Annotated in this window: 12 protein-coding genes and 1 pseudogene; 8 read left to right on the top strand and 5 right to left on the bottom strand. The window is 39.4% G+C overall.

Features of this window, described 5'->3' with window-relative positions; translation table 11 throughout:
• Nucleotides 1-117: pseudogene (locus FTV12_RS12360) on the top strand (IS30 family transposase); the annotation flags it as partial.
• Here FTV12_RS12360 and FTV12_RS12355 read toward each other — a convergent pair.
• Complete coding sequence (locus tag FTV12_RS12355) at nt 108-1,577, bottom strand: sensor domain-containing diguanylate cyclase (protein WP_257220890.1); 1,470 nt, start codon at nt 1,575-1,577, stop codon at nt 108-110. The pseudogene FTV12_RS12360 and the gene FTV12_RS12355 overlap by 10 nt on opposite strands.
• 506 nt (nt 1,578-2,083) lie before the next feature.
• Complete coding sequence (locus tag FTV12_RS12350; RefSeq protein WP_004783133.1) at nt 2,084-2,581, bottom strand: Dps family protein; 498 nt, start codon at nt 2,579-2,581, stop codon at nt 2,084-2,086.
• Between the two features lie 665 nt (nt 2,582-3,246).
• Here FTV12_RS12350 and katE point away from each other — a divergent pair.
• The 7 genes from katE to FTV12_RS12315 all read left to right on the top strand — a co-directional run bounded on the left by katE (nt 3,247) and on the right by FTV12_RS12315 (nt 10,211).
• Nucleotides 3,247-5,370, top strand: a complete 2,124-nt coding sequence (katE, locus tag FTV12_RS12345) for a catalase HPII (RefSeq protein WP_180034152.1) — start codon at nt 3,247-3,249, stop codon at nt 5,368-5,370.
• Between the two features lie 57 nt (nt 5,371-5,427).
• Nucleotides 5,428-5,637, top strand: coding sequence for a hypothetical protein (locus FTV12_RS12340; RefSeq protein ID WP_166135421.1), 210 nt, complete (start codon nt 5,428-5,430; stop codon nt 5,635-5,637).
• A 51-nt stretch (nt 5,638-5,688) separates the two neighbouring features.
• Nucleotides 5,689-6,672, top strand: coding sequence for an acyl-CoA dehydrogenase (locus FTV12_RS12335; protein ID WP_180034151.1), 984 nt, complete (start codon nt 5,689-5,691; stop codon nt 6,670-6,672).
• Nucleotides 6,660-7,445, top strand: coding sequence for a PIG-L deacetylase family protein (locus tag FTV12_RS12330; protein WP_180034150.1), 786 nt, complete (start codon nt 6,660-6,662; stop codon nt 7,443-7,445). Before FTV12_RS12335 ends, FTV12_RS12330 begins: the two co-directional genes overlap by 13 nt.
• Nucleotides 7,435-8,049, top strand: a complete 615-nt coding sequence (locus FTV12_RS12325) for a class I SAM-dependent methyltransferase (protein WP_180034149.1) — start codon at nt 7,435-7,437, stop codon at nt 8,047-8,049. Before FTV12_RS12330 ends, FTV12_RS12325 begins: the two co-directional genes overlap by 11 nt.
• Nucleotides 8,046-8,759, top strand: coding sequence for a glycosyltransferase family 2 protein (locus tag FTV12_RS12320; RefSeq protein WP_180034148.1), 714 nt, complete (start codon nt 8,046-8,048; stop codon nt 8,757-8,759). Before FTV12_RS12325 ends, FTV12_RS12320 begins: the two co-directional genes overlap by 4 nt.
• A gap of 204 nt (nt 8,760-8,963) precedes the next feature.
• Complete coding sequence (locus FTV12_RS12315; RefSeq protein WP_180034147.1) at nt 8,964-10,211, top strand: MFS transporter; 1,248 nt, start codon at nt 8,964-8,966, stop codon at nt 10,209-10,211.
• Nucleotides 10,212-10,241: 30 nt separating this feature from the next.
• Here the strand turns inward: FTV12_RS12315 and FTV12_RS12310 are convergent, their stop codons facing one another.
• From FTV12_RS12310 to FTV12_RS12300, 3 genes are all read right to left on the bottom strand, one after another.
• Complete coding sequence (locus tag FTV12_RS12310) at nt 10,242-11,675, bottom strand: trehalose-6-phosphate synthase (protein ID WP_180034146.1); 1,434 nt, start codon at nt 11,673-11,675, stop codon at nt 10,242-10,244.
• Entirely contained in the window at nt 11,668-12,513 is an 846-nt protein-coding gene (gene otsB / locus FTV12_RS12305; RefSeq protein ID WP_180034145.1) for a trehalose-phosphatase, read from the bottom strand. The genes FTV12_RS12310 and otsB overlap by 8 nt, the downstream gene beginning before the upstream one ends.
• Before the next feature lie 568 nt (nt 12,514-13,081).
• Nucleotides 13,082-13,276 (bottom strand): hypothetical protein, encoded by a 195-nt coding sequence (locus tag FTV12_RS12300; protein WP_125279298.1) that lies wholly within the window; start codon nt 13,274-13,276, stop codon nt 13,082-13,084.
• Nucleotides 13,277-13,425: the final 149 nt, after the last annotated feature.

Genomic DNA, 13,425 nt, shown 5'->3' with positions numbered 1-13,425 from the left:
GCCATGTCACTGAATACTCGTCCTAGAAAAGCGTTAGATTGGCTTACACCATTAGAGAAATTTGCTCAGCTTGTTGATTATCATAAGGCTTTTGAAACTGTCGCACCTCATGTTTGAATTCGCCCAGTGACTATTCCTACTTCAAGTAAATAAGTCGATGCCAGTTTATGTCTTAATCTTTCAGCGATTTTAGTTGCATGTGAAATCTCTTTGACTGGCGCAAGAATAATAAATTCTTCACCACCAACGCGACAGCAAATATCCTGTTCACGAAAACTTGCCCGAATAAATCCGGCAACTTTGGTTAATACCACATCACCCATATCATGCCCATGACGATCATTGATTTTCTTGAAATAGTCAATATCCAAAACCACCACAGCAAAATAAGTTTTATTGCTAATTAAATCATTTAAAAATAGTTCAAAGCCACGACGATTATAAAAGCCGGTTAAAGGATCGGTTAAAGTATCCTGTTTAAGTTCTTCAATCTCCTGATTAAAAACGTTTACACTAGATAATAGGGACTTTTTGAATTTAAAAACTTCAAAATACCAAGGCTTAATATGATTAATCTTTTCAGTGATACCTGGATCATTCAAATGACTTGCCATTTTGGCAAGATCATTTAATGGAGAGGTAATAAATTTTGAAATACGCCAGATGATTAAAAAGATAATAATATAGATAACAAAAATTGTGCCAATCACTTTGTAGGCAAGAAGACGGGCTTGGGCGAATAAATCTTCTGTAGGCTGTTGAAACACCACGGTCCAGTTAGTCGTAGGAATTTTTGCAAAACTTGCTAGTTCTCTAACTCCCATATCGTTGTTTAATTTTATTTTTCCTGAGCTATGAGACTCCATATAAGCTAAACCGGTATTGTGTTGGAATGTTTTTCCAATTCTCTCTCTTTCTGGATGATAAATAATTTTATTTTCTTTATCAAAAACATATAAGTAGCTATTTTTATAACCATAATTTTCGCTTAAAAGTGTCTTTAATAAGGATTCTTCATGTAAATAGATAAACCCTGCAATAAAGCCTTGGTATTTATTATTCTGATCAAAGATGGGAAAACTAACCAGGACGACCAGATTACCTTTTAATGAATAATAGGGTGAGGAAATATAAGGCTTCTTTGATTCGAGTGATTTGCTAAAGCCCAAAGACCGGATAATCGTAACTTTATCTAATTTCAAGATTTCAGGCGCATATTCGATGACATGACCATCTGCATCGCTGATCAAAACACTGCTAAAAGAATTAGATTGTTGAATCAATCTGTTTAATTCAGTTTTTAATAACTGCTCATTATGAAAGCCATTCTTAATAATATTGGCACTGAGGCTTAAATCATTAAATATATTTTTAAAATATAAATCAGAAATAGAAGCAACTTTAGTTGCATACTCATAATTAGTTGCAAGAGAATTATTAATCAGTTGCTGTCGGTGAATTACATTGCTCACAATCAATGTAATTGAAAAAAGAATCACCAGACTCACAAGTAAAAGGATTAAAATCAATTTACGTAAATTAAGTTTGAGTGAAATGAACAACTTTTGAACACTCATAACTTAATCCCCTGAATCTTTCAGAAATACAAAATATATACAATATATTTCAATAATTATATTGTGTGATGTAGTTCTCTATTTTAGATGAATAATATTCAGTTTGTAAGCATTTTTGAAGCTTAATCTGTTGCTTATTTTGTAAGCAGAAATGGTTTGGTCCATTTGTTCAATATATTTAAAAGATATGGAAAAAGACTAAGATCAAAAAAATAATAAAATACTGATTTAGTAAAAATTATATTTTTATAATATAAGAAATTTTTATTTAAAAGCCAAATTTTCTGTCTAACCTAATATAATTAAATAGATAATAAATAAAGATTTATTGATTAAAAAATAATCTTTTAAAAGGTAAATTATTTATTTTTCAAAGCCTTCACTATAGGGTGAAAGGCGGGATAAATAAGTGCTCAAAAGGATATCAATTAAATTTGAACACTTATTTATTTTAGGAAAAGTTAATTTTCTGATTTTACAGTTGTTTTCTCGATGAGAAAAATTAATTACTCTAAAGTACTTCTTAACATCCAGGCTGTTTTTTCATGCACATCAAGACGTTGCGTGATTAAATCTGCAGTCGGTTGATCGTTGACTTCATCAACAACTTCAAAAAGATTGCGTGCGGTACGAGCTACCGTTTCATGAGCATTTACCAATAAACGCAACATTTCTTGGGCATCTGGTACACCTTCTACTTCTTTAATAGCAGTCAGCTTAACAAATTGCTGGTAAGTGCCGGGTGCGGCAAAGCCTAAGGCCCGGATACGTTCTGCAATCAGATCAAGAGCATTCCACTGTTCGGTATATTGGGTCATAAACATGCTGTGCAGACTATTGAACTGTGGTCCGGTGACATTCCAGTGAAAGTTGTGGGTCATTAAATAGAGGGTATAGCTGTCTGCCAATAATTTAGATAGACCTTCGACGATTTTGGCACGGTCTTCGTAAGAAATACCAATATCAATTTTCATAGCTTTAGCATTTTTTTCTGAAGAGCCCATGTTTTACTCCTTAACAATTTTGTAGAGAGATATCTTTTAAAATAGAAATTTGCCAGTCATGGCTGAAAAGATAGGAAATCTTGGCAGCATGACCTTTTATATGAAATAGATTTTTGCCACTATTTAGATGTGGAAATAATTTTAAGTACTTCTGAGTTATATAGTTTATAGGACGGGCAAAGATATAAGTTTAGGCGTTCTGTATAGCCTGGTGACAGGATTGTAACTGTATAAAGAAATTAATTTTGCCTTATAAAACTCAAATGTCTGGATCAGTTTTTTAAAAACTTGTTTTCATTTTTAGATGATTAAGCCTTTATTTCATGATTTTATCTTTTAGTAAAAACTATCAGCTTTAAATTTTTCGAACTTTGTGATCGTTACTCGGTAAAAAAAACTGTGTAGTTAAGAAAAATAACAGAACTGTGCCTTTATTAAACAAGCCACTACAAAGACTCAGCAATGTATTCGTCAAATCTCGTTATGTTAGGGATATAGACGAAATCAATAAAAAGATTTTCATACTCAGCAACAGCTCACCATATACAGATAAAAGTGGAACTTTATTTTTCTGTAAAAACGGCAAGATGTTGAATAAAACTCAAGCGAATTTGAGATAGGTAAAAAAAGACTTCACTAAACTCAAGATCAGCAAGGAAAATGTCATGAAAATTAAGGCGAACAGTCCAGCCACAGGTAAAAATGGTTTAGATAAGCAGAATACCAATAAAAAAAGTGAGCAGCTTGATGCATATCGTAGTGACTCCACCGAACAGACACTGACTACTAACCAAGGTGTCAAAATTTCGGATAACCAGAACAGTCTAAAAGCGGGTGTTCGTGGGGCAACTTTAATGGAGGATTTTATTCTCCGTGAAAAGATTACCCATTTTGATCATGAGCGTATTCCAGAGCGAATTGTGCATGCACGTGGTGTTGGGGCACATGGTTTTTTTGAAGCTTATCCAGGCAATGAAAAATGGACTAAAGCCGGATTTCTAACCAATACCGGTGCCCAGACTCCAGTCTTTGTTCGATTCTCTACAGTACAAGGTCCTCGCGGTTCAGCAGATACGGTACGTGATATTCGTGGTTTTGCGACCAAGTTCTATACGGATGAAGGTAACTTTGACCTGGTAGCCAACGATGCACCAGTGTTCTTTATTCAGGATGGCATCAAGTTCCCTGATTTTGTCCATGCGCTGAAACCTGAACCACAAACCGAGATTCCATCAGGTGCGTCAGCACATGATACTTTCTGGGACTTTGTCTCTCTTGTACCTGAATCTGCACATGCGGTGATGTGGGCAATGTCGGATCGTGCTATTCCACGTAATTTACGCTCGATTCAAGGTTTTGGTGTACATACTTTCCGTTTGATCAATGCTGAAAATAAAGCTGTCTTTGTGAAGTTTCACTGGACGCCTAAACAAGGTCTGACACAGCTGGTATGGGATGAAGCGCAAAAACTGGCAGGTAAGGATCCGGATTTCCATCGTCGTGACCTGTATGAAGCGATTGCTTCCGGTAATTACCCGGAATGGGAATTAGGCGTACAGATCGTTCCTGAAGAAGATGAGATGAAATTTGATTTTGACTTGCTGGATGCAACCAAAATCATTCCGGAAGAACTGGTTCCAGTGACTCCAATTGGCCGTATGGTGTTGAACCGTAATGTTGATTATTTCTTTGGCGAAACTGAGCAGGTCGCTTTCTGCCCAGGTCATGTCGTACCAGGCATTGACTTTACCAATGACCCACTACTACAGGCTCGACTGTTCTCTTATACTGATACACAGCTGAGCCGCCTAGGTGGTCCAAACTTCCATCAGATTCCAATCAATAAGCCGGTTTGTCCATTCCATAACAATCAGCGTGATGGCCTGCATCAACGTCTTATTCACACCGGACAGGCCAACTACGAACCAAACTCGATTGATGATAACTGGCCGGCTGAAGCGCCAGGTGCGACTCAGGCAGGTGGTTTCGAAAGCTATCAGGAGCGTATTGACGGTCATAAAATCCGCCAGCGTAGTGAGTCTTTTAATGATCACTTCACTCATGCCCGTTTATTCTATCAAAGCCAGGCACCACATGAGCAGAAGCATATTATTGATGCCTATGTCTTCGAACTGAGTAAAGTACAACGCCAAAATATCCGTGAACGTGAAGTGCTTGAAGTGCTGTGCAATATTGACTTGACGCTGGCTCAACAGGTTGCGGATCAATTGGGTATTGAAATCCCAGCTGAGAAAAAAGCTGCAAAACTGCCTGATGTTCTGATTTCTAAGCGTCTATCTTTTGAAGCGTTTAAACCTGCCGATATTAAGGCACGTAAAATCGCGATTCTGGCACATGACAAAGCCAATGAAGCCAGTATTAAAGCTGTACAGGCTTGGGCTGAATCAGAGAGTGCTGTGGCTGATGTTTTAACACCTCGTCCAGGACCAGTTCTGAGCCAGCAAGGTACAATGATCCCATCTGATGGTATGCAGAAAGCTGAACCGTCGATTGCCTATGATGCTGTAGTTATTGTCGATGGTGATAACTATGACATGGTGCTGAAAGATGGTATCGCGACTCACTATCTGCTTGAGGCTTATAAGCATCTGAAACCAATTGTCTTCCTAGGAGATAAAGGTCAGCTGATTGAAGATCTAAAACTGATCAGTGATGAAGGTACTTTAGCAAATTCTCAATTCGATACTGTGCAAGACACCTTTAAGACCTTGATCATGAATCACCGGGTTTGGGCGCGTGAATTGATTGCAGAAACTATTCCTGCATAAATACCATGAGAATAGAAGCTTCGGCTTCTATTCTCTATTTCAAGGGATAAAACTTTTATGGCGAGACCAGATCCTAAAAAATTACTGGCACAGATGCAAAATGCGCAATGGAGCAGGGAGCAGGATATTTATCTGATCGAACATAACCATCTACCTATGAGTCAACTTAGAGAAGAGTTGCCTTTTAGTGAAGAAGAAATTATGGCACGCCGTAAGGTACTAGGACTAATGACCCGTTTAAAACAGATGAAAAGACTTTTTCCTTAACTGGCTTTCATCAAATGACCACAATATCGATATTTTTGAGGAAGCACTTTTATGGACCTCAGTTCAATATTAGAAAGATTTAAAAATTCATCATTAGAACCTAAAGAAAATATTCAAACGACTTTGAAGGAACTGGTACAACTTTCGGATCAGGTTCCTTTTCCTGCATCAGGGGAAACTTTAAAACGCTGGCAAATTTTAAGCCAGATCTCGGCAACCAATTTAAGTCTGGGTAAAATATTTGAGTCGCATCTGGATGCAGTCGCAATTCTACATGAATTAAATATTCCGGCAAATTCTCATCAGCTCTGGGCAGTTTGGGCAGCAGAAGGTGGGCCTCAGCCATTACAGCTGGATGAAGGCAAGCTGACTGGCATCAAGACCTGGTGTTCCGCTTCTGGCTGGGTAGAGTCAGGCTTACTGACGTATCGGGATGAACAAAATCGCTCTCAGTTATTGATTGTAGATATGCAGCTGACCGGTATTCAGCATGATCATACTGTCTGGCAAGCTGTAGGGATGCAGCATACATCCACAGCACAACTGGAATTTAATCAGGTCCCTGTCAAAAAAGTCGCTGATCCACATGCTTATCTGGATCGGGTAGGATTCTGGCATGGAGCAGCAGGCGTTGCTGCTTGCTGGTATGGTGCCACAGTAGCTCTTGCTGAATATCTGCAGCAGGAACAGTTAAGAAAACCACATATGTATAAAGCCATGTATCTGGGTGAAATCAGCCGTGATCTTTTAGCTACTCAGGCTTTGTTCTATCGGGTTGCAGAATTGATTGACCAGCAACCTAAATTTCCTCATCAACTTCAGATTCAGGCTTTGCGTGCGCAGGTTGAAGCTACTGCATTAAATGTACTGAACCAGGTCGGAAAAGCACTTGGCGCATCGCCTTATTGTACCAATTCTTATTTTGCCCAGCTCGCAGCAGATCTGCCGGTATTTATCCGTCAAAGCCATGCTGCCTTTGATCTTGAGCGTATTGGAGAACTAAGCGCACAGGAGGAAGAACTATGGGCACTTTAAAACATGAGATTGTCGAAGATCGTGTGATCCATGGGGAAGGGACACGGGTGGAAGAATGGCGTAACTGCGAAATATTACAGCAGATGCCAGAATTTGATATTTCCAGTGTAATTCCTGCAGATGCCAGAGTCTGTATTGTGGCACCGCATCCGGATGATGAAATTCTGGGATGTGGCGGACTGATGCAACGTCTGGATAAACTCGGCTATAAGATTGTACTGTTTGCAGTGACTAATGGAACGGCCAGCCATCCCGGTTCGAGTCTGTATACGCCAGAAGAACTGAACCAGATTCGTCCAGCAGAAACGCGTCAGGCTCTCGAAGAATTGTCCTTAGAACAGCCAGTTCTTCGGATTGCTTTGGATATTCAGGATGGAAAAGTGGCTGAGCAGCGAGACTTGCTCAAACAGCAATTGTATTCATATTTACAGCCTAATGATGTATTGGTCACGACTTTTGTTCATGATGGACATCCAGACCATGAAATAACCGGCCAGGTCGTCCAGCAACTCGCGACTGAACTACAGTTACCTTATATTCAGGTTTTAATCTGGGCATGGCACTGGGCCACACCAGGAGATACCCGAATTCCATGGACGGTTGCGCACAAACTCAGGCTGACAGATGAAGAATTAAAATGTAAAGCCCGAGCTGCACGATGTTTCAAAAGTCAGATTGAGAATGACCCGACGACAGAACAGGCACCGATTGTCCCTGAATATGCATTAGAGCGTGTTTTACAGCCATGGGAGGTTTATCTGTATGAACAGTAAATCAACTTATGATCATGCCTATTTTGATGCTCTGTATGCCCTGAACCAGGGAGATCCATGGCATTATGAACAGCGCTGGTATGAACAACGTAAACGTCAAATTTGTAAAGCGCTCTTGCCCAAACTGCATTTTGAATCTGCCATAGAAATCGGTTGCAGTAATGGCATGCTAAGTCAGGAACTGGCTCCTCATACTGGAGAACTCATCTGTCTGGATGCCAATACGACAGCGATCCGGCTGGCACAACAACGCCTGCAAGATTATTCTCATGTCAGTTTTGTCCAAGGCGTTGTTCCGGAAGACTTGCCAGAGCGTAAATTCCAGCTAATTGTGCTGAGTGAAGTCTTATATTATCTGGATCAGGCCGCTTTAGAGAAATTGACCCACTGGCTGCAGCACGCTCTTGATGCAGAAGGCTGTATTCTGGCTTGTCACTGGCGGGCACCGATTTCAGGTTTTAGCTTTACTGGTGATGATATTCATGACCATCTAAATGCACACTTACTTTACAGAAAATGTTCACAACTTCAGGAACCTGATTTTCTAATTGATGTCTGGATGAATAGCCCACAATCTGTGGCAGAGCAAGAGGGCCTTAAATGAATAAAATTGGCGTGGTTATTCCTGCCTGTAATGAAGAAGCCTTTATAGAACGCTGCTTGCTGGCCTTAAAAAAAGCACAATTTGAATTTTATCAATACCTTGGTTCATCAGAAAATATTCCCGAGATTAAGATTTTAGTTGTCTTAGACAGTTGTACCGATCAAACCGCGATCAAAGCGGTGCAACTGGGCATAGAAGTCATTAGTTGTAATTTTCGTTCGGTGGGTAAGACCCGTCATTTAGGAATTCAAAAAGTAATTGAACAAGGATGCGACTGGATCTGTTGTACCGATGCAGATTCATGTGTTCAGGAAGACTGGTTCAAAGTCATGTGGCAGCATCAACCTACTGACGCAATTTGTGGGGTCGTTGAAGTGGACGAATGGAAAAATTTAAGCTTGGAAGCCCGATTGAAATATTTAGACCACTATCAGGACAAAATGGATCATCGGCATATCCATGGTGCAAATTTATGTTTTAAAACAAGTATATATAATGATTTTGATGGATTTAACCAGTTAGATTGTCATGAAGATGTCGACTTTGTTCGCCGTTTACAACAGGCAGGAGTCAACATTACCTGGTCCAATCAATTAAGGGTAACAACCAGTAGCCGACTACAGTCAAAAGTTGCTGAAGGTTTCGCCTGTTTTTTACAAAATCTTGAGTTACAGGAAGCAATGAAAAAACCGATCAGCGTATACAAATAAAACTATAAAATTATAAATTTTATACAATCAATTACTTGTAAAAAATTTAAAAATTCATCTCTAAAAGCTATTTCATTTAGAAAAATTCTGTTTATAATTCACACAAATTAAGCCCTGCTACTTATATTTTTCAGCTATAAGTCCGCGGGGTTTTTCTATGGATGATCGGTAATGGATGCCTGAGCTCTTTCTTTTGGAATGACAATGTTAAATTCACAGCTAATTTCTCGTCTTCAGTCTCCATCACCGTATCTCTGGCAGAAAATCGCCACTGCACTGTGTTTTTTTAGTCTAGGTTTTAGTACAGCTGCCTGGGCGCCATTAATTCCTTATGCGCAGCAGCGCTTATTGCTGAACCATGCTGACTTTGGTTTGCTTTTGCTATGTGCCGGAGTTGGCTCAATGCTGGCCATGCCATTGGCAGGTCGTATGGCAAGCAAGTTTGGCTGCCGTACTGTACTGGCTGTTATTCTGGCTGCATTTCTGTTCATCTTGCCAGCGCTAGCGATTAGCCCTACCAGCTTGATGATGGCAATTACCTTATTTTTCTTTGGCGCCAGTGCTGGTGCTTTGGGGGTAACCGTAAATATTCAGGCTGCCCAGATTGAAAAACTCATGGATAAAAGCTTGATGTCAGGTTTCCATGGCGTATGTAGCTTGGGTGGTCTGGTTGGTGTATTGGGCATGACCACATTAATGGGATTTGGTCTGGCACCTTTAACTGGCGCACTGGTCGTAAGTGTGATGTTGCTTGCGATTGCAATGCTGGCAATCCCATTCTGTTTAGGTGGTCAGTCATCAACTACAGAAGAAACTAATACGGCTACAGCAAAACCTGCGAAAAAAGCGCTACCAACATTTGCAATTTTAGGTATTGGCCTGATCTGTTTTGTATCTTTCCTGTCTGAAGGTGCAGCAATGGACTGGAGCGGTATTTATCTGGCAACCCAGTTTAATGTACCTGCAGCGCATACCGGTTTGGCTTATAGTTTCTTTGCTGGCTTAATGGTTCTTGGACGTTTTAGCGGTCATCTCATCATTCAAAGCTTGGGTGAAAAAACCACTATTTTACTAAGTGCTTTACTGGCTGCAGCAGGCTTATTCATGGTGATCTTTGCACCAGTATGGCAAGTCGTTTTAACCGGTTATGCGATCTTGGGTCTAGGTAGTGCTAACATTGTTCCATTGATGTTCTCTCGTGCAGGCCGTCAAAAAACTATGGCTTCTCATGTAGCATTATCTTATGTATCGGTATTTGCTTATACCGGTTCATTGATCGGACCAGCGCTGGTAGGTTTCGGTAGTGAAATTATTGGCTTGCGTTTAGTATTTACGGTCATCGCAGTTGCTTTAATGAGTATTGTAATCTTGAACCATCTGACTGCCGGTCACAAAGAATCAGAAAAAGCAGAAGGTCTTATTGCCAGCCTAGACCACAAAACACCAGCATAAAGCTGGTGTTTTTTATGGGCTTTTCAGACTTTAGGCATGCATATTGAACTGGGTCGAGATGCCTTTGGCCACTGGTCGATAAATTCGCAAGCTTTGTGATTTTTTCAGATCAGACAGGAACTGATCACGCCAGCGAATGATATCGAAATTCTTTAAACCTTGCTGTAAATAGCGGTAACGTTCCAAGCGTTCCGACTTAGGCATACGTAAGGCTCTTTTCAAGGCTTTGGCCATACTGTCCTGATCATAAGGATCGACCAGTAAGGCTTCCTTCATTTGCTCGGCAGCCCCGGCATATTTAGACAGAATCAATACGCCTGGATCTAATGGATCTTGCGCAGCAATATATTCTTTGGCGACCAGATTCATCCCGTCACGGATTGAATTCACCCAGCAAATATCCGCCTTACGATAGAGCTGCATCAGGGCTTCATGACCCAAAGTGTCATAGCTACAGTCAAAAGGCAGCCAGTCTGCATTGCCATGCTGATGGTTTAAATTCTGCACCGCAGCCTGGAACTGTTCATAAAGTTTTTTATAGCTGTTCACATCTAGTCGACATGGGCAGGCAATCTGTAATTGCTGGAACTGATTTTTAAATTCAGGCTGTTCATCCAGCAACTCCTGGAATGCATGAATTTTCTCCAGCAGCCCTTTACTGTAATCAATCCGGTCAACCGAAATAATGGTCTTATGGGCATGTGCTTTATCCAGATCAAAGGGCAGGTCAGTGACTTGGCTCTCAGCAGTCTGCTTCTGAATCTGCGCCGGGTGTACACCGATTGGATAAGCTTTCACATAAATCCGTTTAGACTGATAACTCAGGATTTCATCATTACGATGCTGGATATTTAATACCTGTTCCAGGAAATCAATACAGTTGGCCTGATCGCGTGGAGTTTGCAGACCGATGACATCAAAATCTCCCAGATGTCGGGCCAGTTCCTGATAAGGAGGCAGCGTTTGCCAAAGTTTTAGTTCGGGGAAAGGAATATGCAGGAAGAACCCAATCCGGTTGCGCATACCTAATTTACGACAGTAATGCGCAACACTCAGAAAATGATAATCATGAATCCAGATGATGTCATGTGGTGAAGCCACCTGTTTCAGGTGTTTGGCAAAACGCAAATTGACATCTTTATAGGTTTTAAAATCCTGCGGCTGATATTCAACACGTTGATGCTGGTCATGCATTAACGGCCATAAGGCATTATTAGAAAAACCACAATAATAACCCTGGTACTGGGCTTCGCTCAGTGCACTGGTATGATATTCCACATTCTGATGTTTCAGAATCTGAAATTTCTGTTCCTTGTTCTGGTCAACTCTGGAGCCATTCCATCCAACCCAGATACCGCCTATATCTTGCAATGCATCCTGCAATGCAACAGCCAATCCACCAGCCTTCATACTTTCTGGGTTAGGTAGATTCACACGGTTTGATAACACAATGAGTTTAGACATGTGATTTCTCCAATCGTTGTTGTTCTTGTACTTCAATTACCTTTAAAAATTCTTTCAGGAAGGCCTGAACTTGAGAGACGTTTTCCAGTCTGTACCGTGCTAGGGTCTGGCCAGGGCCTACTTTGATTGAGCAGCCGTGAAGGGCATTGATGACTTTGAATCCGGCTTCATCGGTCAGGTCATCACCGATAAACATGGGATAATGATCATTGAGATGGTATTGCTGAATAATCTGTTGAATCGCTGAACCTTTATTGGCGCCTTTGGGCACCAGTTCAAAAACATACTTGCCAGCTTTTAACTCAAAGTCGGAAAACTGGTTGAGACATTCCAGCGCAAAAGCATGTACGCGATCTTCTAGTTGAGGATGTTCACGAAAATGTAGTGCAACAGAATAATCTTTAACCTCGATCCGCAAATCAGGGATTTGAACTGCCTGTTCCTGAATATATTGTTTTAGGGCTTGTAGCTGCGACTTATTTAAAGAGATTAATGTCTTTAAATTAGCTTGATAGATTAATTCCAGACCATGTGATCCAGCGATATTCCATTGCAGAGGGTGAATAAGTTTTTGTGCTTGTAAAATAGAACGACCAGTAACTAATATCAGCTGAATATATTGTTGTAAATTTTCCAATATATTTATAATTTCAGGTTGAATTATACTTTTATCTGGATCTGGGTGAAATTCAGAGATTGTTCCGTCAATATCAAGAAATAAAACAACCTGGTCTGAGTCCATATTCAGGTTGCAATCATTTAAAATCATCTTTGGCGATATATAAAAAGATGAGCTAGATGAATCTTCTAAATCTTGTTCCCTATGTATGCCTGACATAAATCCACCTAAGTACTTGATATAAAATAGATTAAAATTTAGAGTTAAACTGTGTGATTTTTAATCTAATTAGTTTTATAACATACTCTATTTTTCAAAATGGCTTTAGGCGCAGAAAAGAAACACTTTTGACATGTAAAGTTACTTTGTAAAATTTGGAAATATTCAGCAGAAAAAGTTGATATTCTTTGTATATTTGTAAAATAATTTTTCAGTGATTTTTAATATATTAATAATGATATTTAAGGTATTGCATATTAAGTGATTGAGTAAGTTTGATTGCTATAAATAAGATTCTTTTGATTATTTAATGTAAAAAATGGTTTTGATTTATATTTCTAAAAATTAATTCATTGGCTTTCTATTAAATAATAGGTATTAAATTGGAAATATTAAAAAACACATTTAATATAAAATAAGAATATAGTGCAGCCTATTAATTTTTTATTAAAGCCAGTTTTGAAAGGAAGGATAAATTATAAAATCTTGGTGCTACATAGAAGAGAGAGGGTTATATCGTTGAGAGACTAGGTGTAGACATAACCCCATAAAGAGGAGAGCAGAGTGCTTATAGCTCTCTCCAGACATCGTTCTCATCTTTCAATGGAATAGTAAAGTTAAAGTCATCATCATTACTGACTAAAAGACTGGTAGGGGTTTGCATCAAAACTTTTAAAACAGTACCAGCTTCAAAAATAATCGGGTGACAGTTTTCCTTTTCCAAGGTTACTGGCTTAAGTAATTCAATCACAGAACTTTCCATATTTTTATTCCCAAATATTGATACTTCGCTGTTTTTTAATCTTAACATGATTTTTGCACATTTAACTAATTTTTGAAAAACCGAGACATAAGTCAACAAGTCGGTCAATTTTTCTTAAAAAGCGCTTAAGTCAGTAAATTAAAGGGATA

The organism is Acinetobacter sp. YH12233, from assembly GCF_013417725.1.
Classification (GTDB): Bacteria; Pseudomonadota; Gammaproteobacteria; order Pseudomonadales; family Moraxellaceae; genus Acinetobacter.
The sequence above is the reverse complement of the archived record's forward strand: the minus strand, read 5'-3'. Positions and strand labels throughout refer to the sequence as shown.

Excerpts from the sequence above, each read along its gene's own strand:
- FTV12_RS12320 (WP_180034148.1), top strand. The coding sequence starts at position 8,046 with ATGAATAAAATTGGCGTGGTTATTCCTGCCTGTAATGAAGAAGCCTTT.
- FTV12_RS12355 (WP_257220890.1), bottom strand. The coding sequence starts at position 1,577 with ATGAGTGTTCAAAAGTTGTTCATTTCACTCAAACTTAATTTACGTAAA.
- otsB (WP_180034145.1), bottom strand. The coding sequence starts at position 12,513 with ATGTCAGGCATACATAGGGAACAAGATTTAGAAGATTCATCTAGCTCA.
- FTV12_RS12330 (WP_180034150.1), top strand. The coding sequence starts at position 6,660 with ATGGGCACTTTAAAACATGAGATTGTCGAAGATCGTGTGATCCATGGG.
- FTV12_RS12310 (WP_180034146.1), bottom strand. The coding sequence starts at position 11,675 with ATGTCTAAACTCATTGTGTTATCAAACCGTGTGAATCTACCTAACCCA.
- FTV12_RS12335 (WP_180034151.1), top strand. The coding sequence starts at position 5,689 with ATGGACCTCAGTTCAATATTAGAAAGATTTAAAAATTCATCATTAGAA.
- FTV12_RS12325 (WP_180034149.1), top strand. The coding sequence starts at position 7,435 with ATGAACAGTAAATCAACTTATGATCATGCCTATTTTGATGCTCTGTAT.
- FTV12_RS12315 (WP_180034147.1), top strand. The coding sequence starts at position 8,964 with ATGTTAAATTCACAGCTAATTTCTCGTCTTCAGTCTCCATCACCGTAT.
- FTV12_RS12350 (WP_004783133.1), bottom strand. The coding sequence starts at position 2,581 with ATGGGCTCTTCAGAAAAAAATGCTAAAGCTATGAAAATTGATATTGGT.
- katE (WP_180034152.1), top strand. The coding sequence starts at position 3,247 with ATGAAAATTAAGGCGAACAGTCCAGCCACAGGTAAAAATGGTTTAGAT.
- FTV12_RS12340 (WP_166135421.1), top strand. The coding sequence starts at position 5,428 with ATGGCGAGACCAGATCCTAAAAAATTACTGGCACAGATGCAAAATGCG.
- FTV12_RS12300 (WP_125279298.1), bottom strand. The coding sequence starts at position 13,276 with ATGGAAAGTTCTGTGATTGAATTACTTAAGCCAGTAACCTTGGAAAAG.